Origin of the sequence: Nitrincola nitratireducens (assembly GCF_000585235.1) — a bacterium.
Taxonomy (GTDB): domain Bacteria; phylum Pseudomonadota; class Gammaproteobacteria; order Pseudomonadales; family Balneatricaceae; genus Nitrincola; species Nitrincola alkalisediminis.
The window spans coordinates 109,251-124,664 of record NZ_AONB01000004.1; the positions used below are offsets into that span (position 1 = coordinate 109,251).

Genomic DNA, 15,414 nt, shown 5'->3' on the forward strand with positions numbered 1-15,414 from the left:
GAGATTCATTATGACTATCAGTAATGCGATCATCAAGATCACTAACCTGCGTCTGCGGACCTATATTGGATTTAATCCAGATGAGCGTGAAAAAAAACAGGACGTTGTGATCAACGCTGAAATCCACTATCCAACCAGTCGAGATTGCTTGTCGGATAATGTGTCTGCTGCACTGGATTACAAACAGATCACCAAAAAGGTTATTCAGCATGTTGAAGAGGGGCAGTTCTTGTTATTGGAAAAGTTAGTTGCAGATGTCTTACAGATTTGTGCAGAGCCTGCGTGCGTGACTCATGCACAGGTGACGGTTGATAAACCTCATGCCTTGAGATTTGCAGATTCCGTTTCATTAACCCTTCAATATCACAAATCCTGAACGGTTTAGATCAGGAGAGAGGTCAATTATGATTTCAAAAGAAGCGGCTTTAGTGCAAAAAGCGCTGTTCGACAGAGGGTTGGAAACCCCTATGTTGGATACGGGCATGTCACCCGAGCAAAAATATGAGCGTCTTAAGGGCCTGATGACCGAGGTTGTTGCGACATTAGGTTTAGATTTAAGCGATGATAGTTTGGCCGAAACACCCCATCGCATTGCAAAAATGTATGTGCAAGAGATTTTTTCGGGATTGGATTATCAAAACTTTCCTAAAATAACGGTCATTGACAATAAAATGAAGCTTGATGAAATGGTTCGGGTGTCAGACATTAGCTTGACCAGTACCTGTGAACATCATTTTATTACGATTGATGGCACGGCAACGGTGGCTTACTTGCCTGCTACCAAAATCATTGGATTGTCGAAAATCAATCGGATCGTACGGTTTTTTGCTCAGCGTCCTCAGGTGCAGGAGCGCCTAACCCAGCAGCTGCTGGTTGCACTCCAAGCATTACTCGAAACAGACAACGTTGCCGTGTCGATCAAGGCAACCCATTACTGCGTCAAGTCTCGTGGTGTTCAGGACGTGAACTCCAGCACCTCAACCACCGCATTGGGGGGCATTTTTAAAACCAATCTCCATACACGCGCTGAGTTTTTGCGCTAATGCAGGGGGCGTGTGAATTGAGTAAGGTTATTTTGATCACTGGGGTCGGGCGTCGACTAGGGCTTGCCCTGTCAACCCGTCTTCTTGAGCAAGGCCATCGGGTCATTGGTACCTATCGCACAGAAACGCCCGTTATTGAAGCCTTGCGCGATTTAGGTATGGAAACCTATAAAATTGACTTTAAGAGTCAGTTGGATGTGTCTGATTTTATTAAAGCGTTTAAGAGAAAATACGTCAAATTAGATGCGCTGATTCACAATGCCTCTGACTGGTTGCCTGAGTCGGAGACGCACCAGCATTTTGAAACCATCGAGTATATGATGCAGGTCCACGTGAATGTGCCCTATGTCATGAACCTTGAACTTGGCGCGTTGTTGCAAGCCTCTGATGGGATCGCTGATATTATTCATATCACCGATTACGTTGCAGAAAAAGGTAGTCAGAAGCATATCGCCTATGCGGCCAGTAAGGCGGCCTTGGCCAACATGACCTTATCCTTTGCACAGTTGCTCGCGCCCAAGGTTAAAGTGAACGCAATTGCACCAGCACTGATGCTTTTTAATGAGGCGGATGACGATCAGTACAAAGCAAAAGCTCGAGCAAAATCCATCATGCAAAGGGAAGGTGGTGCGGAGGAGTTCATTCAGGCTGTTGAGTATTTGCTAGCAAGTGGCTATGTCACAGGCAGGACGCTGCCCTTAGATGGCGGGCGTCACATCAAGTAATCATCATTCCATAAGTGCTAGAGTGGTCATCAGTGTCTGATCAATTCTAGCACTCAATTTTAAATGAGTGATATCATCTGCTCGTGTTTTTCCTAAGGTCAGGCTGGCAATTGGCTTATTCCATTCCTGTGCGCGTTTGCAAAAGCGATAACCTGAATAGACCATCAATGATGAGCCAACCACCAGCATCGCATCGCTGACGTCAAGTGCCGATAGTGCCGTTTCAACGTGCTGTTTAGGGACGTTGTCACCAAAAAACACAACGTCCGGTTTTAAAATTCCTCCGCATGTTGGGCAGTCTGGAACATCAAAGTTAGAAAAATCGACTTCAAGGTCGGCATCGCCATCAGGTGCTGCCGTAGCTATGAAATGCAAGAAATGAGGGTTGAGAAGGGCCGAGCGATGATGTATCTCGTCACGCGGACATTGAAAGCCACAATTCATGCAAATCGCACGATCGGAACGTCCATGCAAATCAATCACCTTTTGGCTGCCTGCGGCTTGATGCAGTCGATCAACGTTTTGTGTGACCATTAACGGTACGTGTATTAATCGTTCAAGACGCGCCAGCGCCTGATGACAGGCATTTGGTTGGGCGTCACGAATGATGGGCCATCCGATGAGACTTCGCCCCCAATAACGCTGTCGCGTTGCATGGCTGTTCATGAAGTCTTGATGCTGAACGGGCTGCTTTCGCTTCCAGTTTCCCTTTTCATCACGATAATCAGGAATGCCAGAGTCTGTGCTGACGCCAGCACCCGTCAAAATAAAGAGAGAAGGATGCTGTTGAATAAACTCAGCCAATGCCAATGCCGCATTCTGGTGATTCGATATCGTTTGCATAGTGTCTTTTCAGTGCTTTACTTTTGCACATCCTGCATGAGGCGATCAATACAGCCGACCACGTTTTGACTTGCAGACTCCATTGTTTTTAGGTGTTTGACCATCGCGGCTGCGTCCTGTTTTTTTCCTGCCTCCAGAGCCAAGCGACCAGACTGGTGAACAACTTTATGAGGGCTGTCGAGGTCTTTAAAGCTCGAAAGATGCCCATATTTACGTGCTCCATAGCCTTCAAAGTACCATTTACCTAGGCGGCACTCAGTGTGCGCGTTGACCGGTTGAGTAAAGGCTTCCGCTTCAACATGTTGATAAATTTGATTTTTCCAAACCGCGTGATCCAGCTTAACGGTATTTAAGAAGGCTGCAGTTGTAGCGTTACTGATGATTTTTTGCATATGCTCTGAGCGCGCAAGCACTTCATCAACAACACCGTCAATCTGGGTAGAGGAGGCAGATACATCCGTTGCACTCAGTTGGTTCTGTTCAACTAATTTTTTTATTTCATCGGCTTGCTGCAAAACCAGTCTAACAAGTGCTTCAATCTGGCCACTGGCATCGCCTGCTTTCACAGCAAGTTGACGCACTTCATCTGCAACAACCGCAAACCCTCGACCTGCTTCACCCGCACGCGCTGCTTCAATGGCTGCGTTTAACGCAAGGAGATTCGTTTGGTCAGAAATCTCTTTTATGCTTGAGACAAAGTGATTAATGGAATTGGCTGTTTTATCCAAAACAATGGCCGCATCCATGCTTTTGGATGCGTAGGTATTGATATTGTTTGCACGTTGGCTCAGTGTGGAAAGGGCCACGCGTGTTTGATCAAAGACATTGTCTAAATGTTTTAAAGACTTGCGCTCTTCGACCAATTGTTCAGCTGTGCTGGCTAAGCCTTGGCGAATGGTTTCTAACATGCTGCCACCTTGGAGTTGGCATGCAATGACATGAGCGGTGTTGTCGCTTAGACTGCGTATTGACTGCAGGGTGGCGTCTTTTTGGCTGAGCAGTTCCTTAAGTTCGTTAATCTCATGCAAGTGCATTTCACGTTCGGATACAAGTTGATTTTGGAGTTGCTCAATAACCGCGTTATTCTTATTAAACCACATACACGTTAGCACCTTAATGACAGAAGATGAGTGGTCATGATTTTTTTGAACACTCATATTTCAACGAATTAAGAGTGCCTTTAAAACAATGCCACCGATTTGAGTTCATTATATACAGAGCTAAGTGAACGTCTATTGAGCCTCAGCAAAAAAATGTCATATTAACGTCACTTTCTGCGAACTAATGTCGGGAATGCTCTTTAGTGGGTGAGCTATCTGACATCGCGAGATAGGTTTCTAGCCAATCAAAGCGATCATCAGGCTGCTCTATCTCAAGTAGAATTTGTTTATCACGGGCAGGGAAAGGCATGACGGTGATTAAGCCATTCAGCATTTCTAAGCCGTTTAAATGGGCGAGAGAGCGGCGATCCAAAAATAAGTTTTTGGCTGACGCGTAGTTTTCAAGGTGCTCAAGAAACGCTTGCTCACGACTGGGGTTCAGGTTGAGCACAGCGTCATAGTCCTTGCTAAAGCGTTGCCAGTCGACTTGACCAAGAAGAAAGCCTTCGTCAGTCAAAGTCGACCCGATTAAATCGAATCGACACAGACCCGTTAGCACAATTTCGATACGGCCTTCAGAGGTTTCATTAAAGAACTGAACACGACCTACACCGCCGACTCGCGCTAACTCTCCGGTCTCTTCATCCGGCTGCACCATGCCGATTAACCTTGATGTTTTCATTGAGTATTCAAGCATGGCTAGGTAGCGCGGCTCAAACAAATTGAGAGGAAGGCGAGCCCCTGGCATCAAAACGACATTGTTAAGCGGAAAGAGCGGGATTTGCTCTGGAAGCTCATTGAAAGGCGTTTTAAATAAAGTATGCATACGTCTATTCTCTTAAACTTAACTCATTTCAAACTGTTTATGGGGGCTGGAGTGCCTATTTTCAAGGCTTAATCAACGAGGTCAGCCCATAGATCATATTCGTCAGCATCGACAACTTTTGCTTTTACAATCATTCCAGGTTGTAAGTGCGTTGCGTTATCAATGAATACCTGGCCATCGATTTCTGGAGCATCGGCTTTGCTGCGACCGACAGCGCCTTCTTCAACCACTTCATCGATGATGACATCAATTACGCTACCAATCTTTGCTTGAAGCTTGGCGGCACTGATCTTGGCTTGAACCGCCATAAAACGATCCCAACGCTCTTGTTTGATCTCATCAGGCACAGGGTCTGCTATTTCGTTCGCCGTCGCGCCATCAACAGGCGAGTATTGGAAGCATCCAACACGATCAAGCTGAGCTTCTTCCAAGAAGTCGAGCAAAATCTGGAAGTCTTCTTCGGTCTCGCCGGGGAAGCCAACGATAAATGTACTACGGATAACCAGTTCTGGGCAGATCTCTTTCCAGGCGCGAATGCGTTCTAGTGTGTTTTCGGCATGAGCAGGACGTTTCATTGCCTTCAAAACGCGTGGGCTTGCGTGCTGAAACGGAATGTCTAAATACGGCAATATTTTGCCTTGTGCCATTAAGGGGATGACTTTGTCGACTGAAGGGTAGGGGTAGACATAATGGAGTCTCACCCAAACACCTAGCTCTCCGAGCGCCTCGGCCAGTTCGAGCAAGCGCGTTTTTACAGGGCGGCCTTTCCAGAAGCCTAATGGGTACTTAAGATCCACACCGTAGGCACTGGTGTCTTGTGACACAATTAACAGTTCTTTAACGCCTGCCGTCACCAATCGCTCTGCTTCATTCATCACTTCATCGGCCTTGCGTGACACTAGGTCTCCGCGAAGGGATGGAATAATACAGAAGGTACAGCGATGATTGCAGCCTTCACTAATTTTCACGTAGGCATAGTGTCGTGGGGTGAGTTTAATGCCTTGAGGTGGAACCAAGTTGATAAATGGATCATGCGTTGCTTGATACGGGGCGTGCTCATGCACTGCGCCAACAACCGCTTCATAGGCTTGAGGGCCTGTTACAGTCAATACTTGAGGGTGTAGTTCGCGAATTTCATCTGCATTCACACCTAAGCAGCCCGTTACAATAACGCGCCCATTTTCTTTAATTGCTTCACCAATGGCATCAAGCGACTCTGCTTTGGCAGAATCGATAAAGCCACATGTGTTGACGACGACAACATCGGCATTGTCGTAGGAGGAAGAAATTTCATAACCCTCTGTGCGAAGCTGAGTCAGGATTCGTTCAGAATCAACCAAAGCTTTAGGGCAGCCAAGACTGACAAAACCGACCTTAGGTGCGTTCATTGCGTAAAAACCCTCAAAAGAATAAAAGTAAATTTTACCGAAATCACGCGTAACAGGCGATAGAGCGTCTAGCAGAAGTCTTAAATCATGGTATTATTTTATTTTGATACATATCATTCAATACGTATTGTGTATTTTAAATATGAAGAAGCAAAGTAGTACGCGCGAAAAAGTATTTCAAACGGCAGATGAGCTTTTGGCGCAAGGGGTCAGACCCACGCAACAAAATGTTCGGGATCTCATCGGCAGCGGCAGTCTGACGACCATTAACAGCGCACTAAACGACTGGTGGCAAACGCTTAGCCAACGAATCACTCGACAACAGGCTCATCCAGATTTGCCTGAACCTGTGGTTCGATTGGCAAGCCAAGCCTGGGATCGTGCACTCGCCTACGCAGAGCAGGCATTCAAAGAGCGTCAGTTGGCCTTATTGCAAAAGCAGGCTGATCTTGAGTCCTCATTGAGTCAAACTGTTCAAGGCAGCAGCAAGGCCTTATCCGACCTTCAGCAGCAGTATGGTCAGCTGCTTGAGCGCTTTGCTCGAATGACCGAGGAAAAACAGTCGGCAGAAGAACAGCGTTTCAAGCTAGAGGAGCGCGTCTTTCGATTAACGATGGATTTGGAGCAGCAAGCCCAGCAGCGCAAACACGAGCATCAATTTCATTTGGCTGCAGAGAATCAAATGGATGAAGTGATTGATGCCAGGGTTAGAATTAAAATTCAGGAAGAGGAAATTGAACGCCTTAAAAGGCTCAACGAAAAGCTGACCAATGAAAATGCGAAGTTGCGTCAAGTGCTCTCAAAAGGGTCGGAGTTATAGTTTGATATTTTAAATTAAATTACAATTTTTAGTGATTGAAAAATATGGATAAATTTATAAGCGCTGATAGCTCGGTCATGAAGGTGAGGTCTCTTTTTAGAGAGGCTTGCAAAGGCGATGTGTTTGTCTGTGATGATGAGTATATTTTTCAGACGGCCAAAACAGCACTCGTTGCTGAAAAGGTGACGGGGGTCACAGTGCAATTGTTAGATACGTCTGGATATGTCATTAAGCAAGTGTCCAGCAAGCTTCGAACAGAGCAAAAGCGAAACGAGCAGTTTAATGATCGACAGCTTGCAGTCATTAGTGCGTTGGAAAAAGTATTGGCGCACTGTAAAAAAGAAGGCATTCAGTTAATTGGCTTTAGTGATGAATTAGTGGCGCAGCAGCTCACTTGGATTTAAGGCAGGGTGTATCTCCCTTTGCGCTCGATCTTGATACACAAGGGGTCTATTGTGGTGCTGAAAGCTTAAGTGAAATGAATTAGCTCTCTACACACTGGCACCTAGGCATGATATATTTGCCCAATAAATTAAACATCTGATTGATACATTTTGTATGGAGAAATGTCTGAGCTCAACTATCAAGCTCCTTCTTGTTGATGATCACTCCATCATCCGAGCAGGTTACCAGCAAATACTTCAAAGAGACCCTTCTGTAAAAGTCATAGCAGAAGCAGAGTCAAGTTTTTGTGCGGTTGCAATTTATGCAAAGGTTCAGCCTGACGTCGTTGTTATGGATTTATCCATCCCGCAAAAAAAAGACGCGGATGAAGTTTCATCGACCTGTGGTATTGAGACCATTCGTAAAATTATTCAACATGATGAAAAGGCCAAAATTCTTGTATTAACAGCTCTGAGTGGCGACCCATACCCCTCTCAAGCCTTCTCGGCGGGTGCCTTAGGCTATCTCACCAAACATTGTGCTCCGAATGAATTAATTGAGGCTGTGCGTAGCGTTTATGCTGGGCAGCGCTATTTATCGGCAGCCATTAAAGCCGAGTTGAATACTGGCGACGAAAGTACCAACTCATTAATGCGTTTAAGCCAACGAGAGCTTGAGGTCTTTAGTATGTTGGCCGAAAGCCATCCTATTGCAAAAATAGCGGACGTCATGCATTTAAGCCCTAAAACCGTACATGCGCACCGTGCCAATATTTTACGCAAATTAGAGTTGAAGAATAATGCAGATATTGTGCGCCTTGCTGTACGCCAAGGGCTAATTGAGACCTAAATTGCATGACTGCTTATTTTTCAGTCATGGTGAGCGTGCCATTAAAGTCAGTTGGCGGGTTCCGAATGGCATCTAGGCAATGCTGAACGTACAGCTGGTAGAGATGCTGTGAAAAGCACTCATCAAGACGCCTGAAGAGTGTTAGAGCCTGTTGGAAGTGGCCAGCTTGAAATGCCTCAAGCGCCTTGTTCAACTGAGCATCTTCATTTTCAGAGTAGTTGCACCAAGGTTGGGATCTTAAACCCAAACACTCGTAAAATCGCACGGGATGGCTTTTACCTTTTACATTTAACAGCCCCAAGGGGCGGAAGTGATATAGGTCTCTCTGCTGTAACTCTCCATATGTTGATTCGGTGAGAATCAACTGACTCTGAAAGTATTTGCATAACCCCTCTGTCCTTGAGGCTAGGTTGACCTCATCGCCGATGCAGGTGTAATCTGAACGATCTTCGGACCCCATTTCCCCTACAATGGCCATGCCGGTGTTGAGGCCAATCCCGATGCTCAGCATAGGCAATCCCTCTTTAATAAAGTCAGCGTTTAGCTGCTGCAGCGCTTCAATTTGTTCGATGGCAGAGCTTAAGGCATGATCCGCATGTAAAGCATCGTCCATTGGCGCATTCCAGTAAGCCATAATGGCATCACCTATCAGCTTATCAATGGTTCCATTTTTGTGGGTAATCCTATCGATCATGCAGCTCATATAGCGATTGAGAAGGGTGACCAACTGTCGAGCCGAGCCAATCGATTCGGACAACTGTGTAAACCCGCGAATATCGCTAAAAAAGATCGTAATGTAGCGCTCTGAACCCTCTAGCATCAAATTGGGGTGGGTCAAAAGTTCATTTACAATATCCTTAGATACCTTGCGTTCGAAACGTTGGCGGATAAAGTTTTTTTGCTTTTGATCTTGATGATGATTCAGCAACGTGCCTAATACAAAATGACTGATCAGCAACAAGGATGGTGTTAGCGTTGTGAACAGTAACCCTTGTTGACTGAGCAAGTAATAGTGAGAAACGAGCAGACACATTAAGCTGCTCAGCGCCAAACAAGCGGAGATCAGGGTGCTTGATACGCTTAAAATCAATGCACCAGCCGTTGCGATAATACACAAAGTAACGAAGTCGACGCCTAAAGCCCAGCTAGGCTTGCTAATAAAGTCTTGGTTCAGAATATTGTCGATCACTGTGGCGTGGACTTCTACGCCTGGATAGACCGAATCCAGAGGCGTGCTTCTTAAATCCAATAATCCGGCGGCCGATGTACCGACCAGCACAACGCTTCCTTCAAGCGAGAGTGTTTCTGGCCGGGTCAACACATCTACTGCCGAAATATAGGGGTATTGGAAGGACGGGCCTCGGAAATTGACGGCCAAGCGCCCATAGATATCGGTCGGTATTTCGAGTGAGTCTAGCAAAAGGGTTTCAACAAACTGATGGTGATATCTCAGTTGTATACGTTGTGCCCCCATCCCCAGTCTCGCTATTTCCATTGCTAAAGAGGGGTAAAGATTGCCGTCATATTCCATAATCAAAGGTAGGTGTCGGATGGTTCCATCAATATCTGGCAATGTGTTGATATACCCGCTAAACAATCCATCAATATGGGTTTGTGGTAGGCTCAGAATGGGTCTGTGAGGGTTCAAAACTAAGGACTGAGGCGGTTTGTTGCTTTCAAGGATAATGGCATGAGTGTCTGGCCTATGCTCGCTGTGCAGTTGATCATTCTCCATCACAAACACATAACCCAGGACGGTCGGTGTTTCGACAATGGCCTGATTAAAGATTTCGTCGTAATCCGGTAATGCGTCAATGTCTAAAGGGAGATTGAGGTTTTGAAGAATGCGCCTTGGTGATGCATTATCAGGCTCGGCAAAGACGATATCCAAGCCAATGATTGCGACACCGCTATCACGCAAGTTGAGTAGCAGTTCAGCGACACGGTTGCGCGGCCAAGGCCATTGTCCAATCTCTTGTAAGCTGCGCTCATCTATGTCGATAATCGCAATTCGAGGGTCGACAGGTTGTTGACCGCGAATGCTGAGCATTTGATCACTGAGTTTGAGTTCAAACGTCTTCAATATCTGCGGAGGATACAGCTGCAATGCACTGAAAATGCAGAGCAGCGTGAAGGATAGAGCAATGTGTAGCTTTATTTGTCGCACACTTAGAACCTAAGGAGGTAGTTCATACTCACCAGTGTTTTATCGTAGCTGTTTGGCTTTTGATTTGATCGACGCCTGTGCTCAGACACGGCAAAACTTACCGCACTGTTCGTGTCTAAGGAGTAGAGTAACGATGCGTCAAGGCGTTTGAGTGTATCGGAACGGGTATTGGCAAAGAGCACATCACGTTGTTTGTAGTCGGTCTCTTGATAGGTAAATCCTAGGCTCGCGCGTAGAGCTTGTGACAGCGGGTGTGACAGCTCTGTTCGTACTGTCCACATTTCATACGAAGTTGGATCGCTCGTATGGCGATGCGAGTTACGTTGATCGCGATGCTCAAAATCAACGCCAATGGTGCCTCGCGTTGATTTTGGTCCGAACAAGGTTTGCAGTTCGACGCCCACTTGGTTAGACCAAGCATCCCGATTTTGCCTAGGAGAGGCATATTTAAGAAGGCTTGTTCGATAATAGCTAAGAAATTGAATCTGAGGCGTGATCACCCGACGGTACTCGAATCCAGAGCCCGAGATATTTAAGTATTGATCATAGTTTAGCAAGATGTTTTCTGTAAAAAAGGGAATGCCAAATTTGTATGCATTGGTTGCAAGGGTGGGGGCAACGGAAGCTGAAATGTAAAATAAATCGTTTTTGTGAATATTCTTGTGGTTGCGGTTTAACAATACCAGTTGATTGTCTAAGTACCATCCACCTCTTAGTCCAAAATCATAGGTATGATCAAAGCGAAGGCTTGAGTGAATCCGAAGTCCTCCTGTTCACTTTGGCCGGAGAGGCTAATGTTACCAAAACCAGGCAGTTGAAAGTGTGTAGAGCTGCCAATATCGTTATTCGCGTTGTCGTCGTATTGCAGACCCAGCATTAGAGTCGACACTAAATGGTGGCGATTTTGACGCGTATTCACAACTGCTAAAAAGTCTTGAGCTTGCGTCCTGACGGTATCAGGCAGGGGCTGATTCAGAGCTTTTTCAACTTCACTGGCAGCCAGTGAGTATTGTTTTAACTCATAGTATAAACGTGCCATTTCAAGCAGCGCTGGTGCATTATTAGGATCTAAAATCAATGCTCTATCTAATGCTGTTAATGCTTCATCATACATGCCTTGTGCCATGGCGGCTCTTGCCATCATAACATTAATCGCGAGACTGTCGGGCATCTGTAGAAATAGCTTTTCAAACAGCTCATAGGCTTCTTGATACTGCCCTTGCTCAAGTTTTTTCACAGCATCATAGTAATCATTAATGGCTTCCTGCGAATGCACGGCATTTGATTGCAAGGGTAAAGTGTCAGAGTGAGCAAGGCCTGTGATGCAAGAAAGCAATAAACAAGGCAAAATCAGCTGTATCTTATTCATGTTATTTTTCCGCCCTAATCACACCAAGTGCTTGTATTTCATTAACAGTATCCGTCATATTAAAGAATCCGCCCAAACTTTGAGCTTCGGGACCAAAAAAGCTGCCTAACAAGGTTCCTTGAATATCTTGCTCTATCTCTTTCAAAAGGAAGTTAAAGTGTGCAATGTTCTTAGTGACATTTCCATCTTCTAGTGAGACAGCCCAGACAAATCCATTGCTGGTTTCGAAGCGCATAAACCCAGTATGCTCGTTGGTGCCAAAGTTAAACGTCAGTTCAGTTTTATTAAGCGTATTCTCTAGGATTGCATGAGGAGGGACATCGACAAATCCATAGTAGACATGGCCTTTAGCTTTACCTTCGAAGGTGTAAATCTGATTGGTAAGTGAGTTCAAGTGATTGACAGCACTTAAGCGTTCTACACCTGCTACCCAAGCACCTCCATCCCATAACCCCCATTTGGAGTAGTTGTCTGCAGCGTCAGGAAGGTCACCCACAGGCGGTGTGAAGGGCATAGCTAAAAAATCGGCATTAATGGCTGAATACCACCAACTTAAGGGGTTCACATTAACGGGAGGTGGATTGATAGGAGGTGTTGTGGGTTCAGTTGGGGCTGTCGCCAGAGTATCGTCGAAGTTATCTTGACTGACCTGAGTATCTAAAACATCGCTCACGCTAGCAGGTTCTTCAAAAGAGAGAGGGGATTGTATCTCGCTGAATATATTCAGGCTTTCAAGTGACGTTGTGGTTAAAAGAGTGCTATCCGTTGCTGGTATTTGGCTGGCCAGTGAAGTCGTTTCCGGCAAGGTTTGTGTGTCTGTGAGTAAGTTGGCTGAGGGAGGCGGCGTTGTTGGATCGGTATTGAGCTCCTCACCAATCGCTGGAATTAAGTCAGAGGCTGGAGTGGGTGTAAAGCCAGCAAGGACACGGGTGTACTGGCCTGAAGGGACATCAACGCTGGCACCTGTAATGCTTTCTACCACAAAAATTTGCCCCCGCAAGGTTGCAAACAGCTCAAAGTCGGGCGTTACTTTTCCAGAAATAATTGTTCCGCGTATTCCGACGGTTGCTGTGCGGGTACCCAGTCGAAAGCTTTCTGGATTTTGCCGAGCGATGCGTCCTGTAATCGCTTTAAACGTTCCTTGAGCTACATTCATTGACACTTTTGGAGTGCCAACCTCGGTAAACTCGTCAATCTGTAATTCTGTATTCCCTCCTACAGAGATAACGGTGCCATCATTCAGTACGATTTGAGCGCGCGCATTTTGAGCTGTTACAAAAATGTCTTTTGTTTCAAGAGGGCTGCCTGTTTGGGCTTGGATGGAAAGGTTATCTCGTTGAATCACGGCGCTTCCGCTAAGGAGGCTGACCGTACCAACCGCCGCGTAACACGTCATAAAGCTCAGTATTGCGTAAAAGATACAAGCCTTGAATGCTAATTTAAACATATCGAATATACCTGACTGTTTGGGTGAGCACGACCAATGCGTAATTTCATTCTATAAAGTATGTGTATTGCAGTAAAAACGAAAGTAAAAAATGCTGTTTTTTTGCAGGAAATAGAAAAAAACTTCACCTATGTGTTTCAAACAACAGAAAACAGAAAAAAACGACTAATAATTAAGTGATTTTGAACCTTTCTGTTATATTAATCTAAAGTATTGTCATAAGGTTGTTGTGCTGTGGCCCATAAGTTAAGTGTTCGTCTCATTATTAATCTTCTATTTGGATTGATGCTAGGTGTTTTACTGCTGACGGGTGGTTTTTCCTATTTTAGCGCCAATACATTGAGCAATGATTTGAACTATCTTCAATCAGAGACCGCTAGCGTGGCCGCCAGCCTTTCACAATCGGCCCAAGCACTCACGCAAATGGAGCAACAGGTTAAACAATTAGCAGGAGCGCAGACAGCCGTATCCGCTTTGCAAGGATTGCAGACACGCCTTGATGAAACTGAGCAGGCGAGTGGCGAGATCGATGCAGGGCTAAATCAGTTAAGACAAGTATCAGCTCAGCAAAGTGAAAGCTTAATTCAAATCAGTGAAGTTACAGAGCATATAGCAACCAACCTGGAACTGGTGTCGGGTCCTTTGCACACCATGATTACGGCCGCACAGCAAATTAACCAGCAGTCGCTACAAGCGCTCATCGACTTTTATAAGCTGGGCCGAAGCGAGCCTGATGCGTTAGCATCGCTTGAAGAAAGTCTTCAACAGGTATATCGCGCAACGTCAACGATGACATCGGCAATGTTTAATGTTGATCAAAGTGATGATACGCGTAATCTGTTGGTTGATGTTCGACGAGAGTTAAGGCCTTTTCGAAATCAGGTTCGTCGTTATGCAGCTTTAGATGACTCGTTTGAAAGAGAGATATTGGCAACTGAAATTATTGCAGCTCTGGAAGGGTTGATTAGCCTGTCCGTTCGCATTCAAACAGGTAGTTTAGACTTGGCTAATCGAACAGCCGCTGAAGCGAATGAGTTAGCGAAGCAAACACAGGCTGCAACCCGTACACAACTTGAGACCAGCGCCAACTCAACCGACGTATTGGACCATGCGCTCAAGTTGATTAATCAATCCAATGAAAGTCACCGGTTAGTGATCGGTGATTTGTCCTCATCTGTTCAGCAATTATCTGTTTCTTTACGAAGTATTCCCGAGGTGGAACGTCAGATCGATGCATCTCTAGCAGCTATGCAACGTGCGATTGCATCTGACCAAGTCGAGCGTATTGGGCAAGCTGAAAACCGTGCTATGCAAGCTCAACGCAATGCCGAAACGGTTCCTCTGATTTTGCTGGCGTTTATTTTTATTGCACTTGTTATTAGTTTAACCATTGGCCTGTTATTACAGCGCTTATTGGTAAAACCCTTGGCTAGCTTTGTAAGTGGCGTTCGCCGTGTGACAGACAATGACTTAACGTCTCAGGTAAGTGATGCAGGTGCAATCGGTGAGTTAAAATCGGTTATTGCTTCAGTAAATGCGATGATTAAGAGTTTGCGCCAAAATGTTCTGGATATGAAGCAATCAGGTCTGAGCATTAGCGAAAGTGCAAAAATGATGACGAATACATCCAATAAAACCCGCGATGCGCTTGAGCAGCAGGCACAAGGTGAGCAAGCGATTATCAACTCAACGGGTGCTTTGGCTGAAATGGTTCGCGAAGTTGCTAGCCGTGGTGAGTTAGCAGGGGAGCAGGCACACTCTGCCAACCAACTCATTCAAGATAGCCAGAAAGACATTGAGAATGCCAAGCGTGAAATGGCCAGTCTTGCTGAAACCGTTAATCAATCGAATGAAGTTATTCAGTCGCTTAAACAGCAGAGTGACGATATTGGACAGGTTATTAGTGTTATCCAAAATGTTTCGGGGCAAACCAATCTGCTTGCATTGAATGCCGCGATTGAAGCTGCGCGAGCAGGCGAAAATGGACGTGGATTTGCAGTCGTAGCCGATGAGGTTAGGCAATTGGCGCAACGGACGAGCGATGCTACGATTGAAATACGCGAACTGATTGAGCAAATTCAAGCGCGTGCAGATTTGGGTGTGCAATCCATGACCCAGGGCTTGGCACAAGTTGCAAAAAACACACAAGCAACGGAGTCCGTTGCTCAGTCGCTTGAGTCTGTAATAAAACAAGTGGCAACCATAAGTCGCTTGAATTTAGAAATTGGAAAACATACTCGCTCCCAACTCCAGCAACTAGGAGCGATTGAGGCAGGAGTCGAAAGTGTTCGCCAACAATCAGAGCACGCCAGTGAAGCTGTTTTGGATAATGTGAGAGCCAGCGAAAGTCTCAACGTCACAGCAGGTACCTTAGAGGACTTGGTTAAGCGCTTTACAATTTAACCTCAGGGAGTGAATCGTGCTTCAGTTTATTCAGTGCACTATCACCTGAT

At 45.7% G+C, this 15,414-nt stretch carries 15 protein-coding genes; 7 read left to right on the forward strand and 8 right to left on the reverse strand.

The annotated features are described in order from the left end of the window. Positions 1–10: 10 nt before the first annotated feature. The 3 genes from folX to folM are packed head-to-tail and all read left to right on the forward strand — an operon-like array spanning position 11 to position 1,768. A complete protein-coding gene (gene folX, locus D791_RS05780; protein ID WP_193364993.1) occupies positions 11–376 on the forward strand; it encodes a dihydroneopterin triphosphate 2'-epimerase in 366 nt (121 codons plus the stop codon). 28 nt (positions 377–404) lie between these two features. Continuing rightward, positions 405–1,043 carry a GTP cyclohydrolase I FolE gene (folE, locus tag D791_RS05785; RefSeq protein ID WP_036508969.1) on the forward strand — a complete coding sequence of 213 codons (639 nt, stop codon included), beginning with the start codon at positions 405–407 and terminating at the stop codon, positions 1,041–1,043. A 17-nt stretch (positions 1,044–1,060) separates the two neighbouring features. Then, positions 1,061–1,768: a dihydromonapterin reductase gene (folM, locus tag D791_RS05790; protein WP_036509173.1), complete on the forward strand. Its 708-nt coding sequence runs from the start codon at positions 1,061–1,063 to the stop codon at positions 1,766–1,768. Positions 1,769–1,771: 3 nt separating this feature from the next. Here the strand turns inward: folM and D791_RS05795 are convergent, their stop codons facing one another. The 4 genes from D791_RS05795 to rimO form a co-directional block, all read right to left on the reverse strand. Beyond that, positions 1,772–2,611, reverse strand: a complete 840-nt coding sequence (locus D791_RS05795) for an NAD-dependent protein deacetylase (RefSeq protein ID WP_036508971.1) — start codon at positions 2,609–2,611, stop codon at positions 1,772–1,774. 17 nt (positions 2,612–2,628) lie between these two features. After that, entirely contained in the window at positions 2,629–3,711 is a 1,083-nt protein-coding gene (locus D791_RS05800; RefSeq protein WP_036508978.1) for a methyl-accepting chemotaxis protein, read from the reverse strand. Positions 3,712–3,892: 181 nt separating this feature from the next. Continuing rightward, the gene (locus tag D791_RS18830; protein WP_051514282.1) at positions 3,893–4,537 is read right to left on the reverse strand and encodes an LON peptidase substrate-binding domain-containing protein; all 645 of its coding nucleotides are present in this window, start codon (positions 4,535–4,537) and stop codon (positions 3,893–3,895) included. A 68-nt stretch (positions 4,538–4,605) separates the two neighbouring features. Continuing rightward, positions 4,606–5,925 (reverse strand): 30S ribosomal protein S12 methylthiotransferase RimO, encoded by a 1,320-nt coding sequence (gene rimO, locus D791_RS05810; RefSeq protein ID WP_036508980.1) that lies wholly within the window; start codon positions 5,923–5,925, stop codon positions 4,606–4,608. Positions 5,926–6,067: 142 nt separating this feature from the next. On the opposite strand from rimO, the gene D791_RS05815 reads away from it, so the two are divergent. The 3 genes from D791_RS05815 (at position 6,068) to D791_RS05825 (ending at position 7,978) form a co-directional block, all read left to right on the forward strand. Continuing rightward, positions 6,068–6,745, forward strand: coding sequence for a DNA-binding protein (locus tag D791_RS05815; protein WP_051514283.1), 678 nt, complete (start codon positions 6,068–6,070; stop codon positions 6,743–6,745). A 44-nt stretch (positions 6,746–6,789) separates the two neighbouring features. Further along, complete coding sequence (locus D791_RS05820; RefSeq protein ID WP_051514284.1) at positions 6,790–7,149, forward strand: hypothetical protein; 360 nt, start codon at positions 6,790–6,792, stop codon at positions 7,147–7,149. 154 nt (positions 7,150–7,303) lie between these two features. Next, complete coding sequence (locus tag D791_RS05825; protein WP_036508984.1) at positions 7,304–7,978, forward strand: response regulator; 675 nt, start codon at positions 7,304–7,306, stop codon at positions 7,976–7,978. A 13-nt stretch (positions 7,979–7,991) separates the two neighbouring features. On the opposite strand, the gene D791_RS05830 is transcribed toward D791_RS05825, so the two are convergent. Genes D791_RS05830 through D791_RS05845 form a run of 4 tightly spaced genes read right to left on the reverse strand, consistent with a single transcriptional unit; the run spans position 7,992 to position 12,961 of the window. Beyond that, entirely contained in the window at positions 7,992–10,145 is a 2,154-nt protein-coding gene (locus D791_RS05830) for a CHASE2 domain-containing protein (RefSeq protein WP_051514285.1), read from the reverse strand. Between the two features lie 2 nt (positions 10,146–10,147). Beyond that, positions 10,148–10,825 (reverse strand): surface lipoprotein assembly modifier, encoded by a 678-nt coding sequence (locus D791_RS05835; RefSeq protein ID WP_036508986.1) that lies wholly within the window; start codon positions 10,823–10,825, stop codon positions 10,148–10,150. A gap of 32 nt (positions 10,826–10,857) precedes the next feature. Then, on the reverse strand, positions 10,858–11,514 hold the full coding sequence (locus D791_RS05840; RefSeq protein WP_036508990.1) for a tetratricopeptide repeat protein: 657 nt from the start codon (positions 11,512–11,514) through the stop codon (positions 10,858–10,860). A 1-nt stretch (position 11,515) separates the two neighbouring features. Then, on the reverse strand, positions 11,516–12,961 hold the full coding sequence (locus tag D791_RS05845; protein ID WP_036508993.1) for a FecR family protein: 1,446 nt from the start codon (positions 12,959–12,961) through the stop codon (positions 11,516–11,518). Between the two features lie 234 nt (positions 12,962–13,195). Here D791_RS05845 and D791_RS05850 point away from each other — a divergent pair, with 234 nt between their 5' ends. Continuing rightward, positions 13,196–15,364, forward strand: a complete 2,169-nt coding sequence (locus tag D791_RS05850) for a methyl-accepting chemotaxis protein (protein ID WP_036508996.1) — start codon at positions 13,196–13,198, stop codon at positions 15,362–15,364. Positions 15,365–15,414 lie beyond the last annotated feature (50 nt).

What these genes read in the sequence shown, in the direction of transcription:
- folE (WP_036508969.1), top strand. Translation starts at nt 405, where the DNA reads ATGATTTCAAAAGAAGCGGCTTTAGTGCAAAAAGCGCTGTTCGACAGA.
- D791_RS05840 (WP_036508990.1), bottom strand. Translation starts at nt 11,514, where the DNA reads ATGAATAAGATACAGCTGATTTTGCCTTGTTTATTGCTTTCTTGCATC.
- folX (WP_193364993.1), top strand. Translation starts at nt 11, where the DNA reads ATGACTATCAGTAATGCGATCATCAAGATCACTAACCTGCGTCTGCGG.
- D791_RS05845 (WP_036508993.1), bottom strand. Translation starts at nt 12,961, where the DNA reads ATGTTTAAATTAGCATTCAAGGCTTGTATCTTTTACGCAATACTGAGC.
- D791_RS05825 (WP_036508984.1), top strand. Translation starts at nt 7,304, where the DNA reads ATGGAGAAATGTCTGAGCTCAACTATCAAGCTCCTTCTTGTTGATGAT.
- D791_RS05815 (WP_051514283.1), top strand. Translation starts at nt 6,068, where the DNA reads ATGAAGAAGCAAAGTAGTACGCGCGAAAAAGTATTTCAAACGGCAGAT.
- D791_RS05800 (WP_036508978.1), bottom strand. Translation starts at nt 3,711, where the DNA reads ATGTGGTTTAATAAGAATAACGCGGTTATTGAGCAACTCCAAAATCAA.
- D791_RS05820 (WP_051514284.1), top strand. Translation starts at nt 6,790, where the DNA reads ATGGATAAATTTATAAGCGCTGATAGCTCGGTCATGAAGGTGAGGTCT.
- D791_RS18830 (WP_051514282.1), bottom strand. Translation starts at nt 4,537, where the DNA reads ATGCATACTTTATTTAAAACGCCTTTCAATGAGCTTCCAGAGCAAATC.
- rimO (WP_036508980.1), bottom strand. Translation starts at nt 5,925, where the DNA reads ATGAACGCACCTAAGGTCGGTTTTGTCAGTCTTGGCTGCCCTAAAGCT.
- D791_RS05795 (WP_036508971.1), bottom strand. Translation starts at nt 2,611, where the DNA reads ATGCAAACGATATCGAATCACCAGAATGCGGCATTGGCATTGGCTGAG.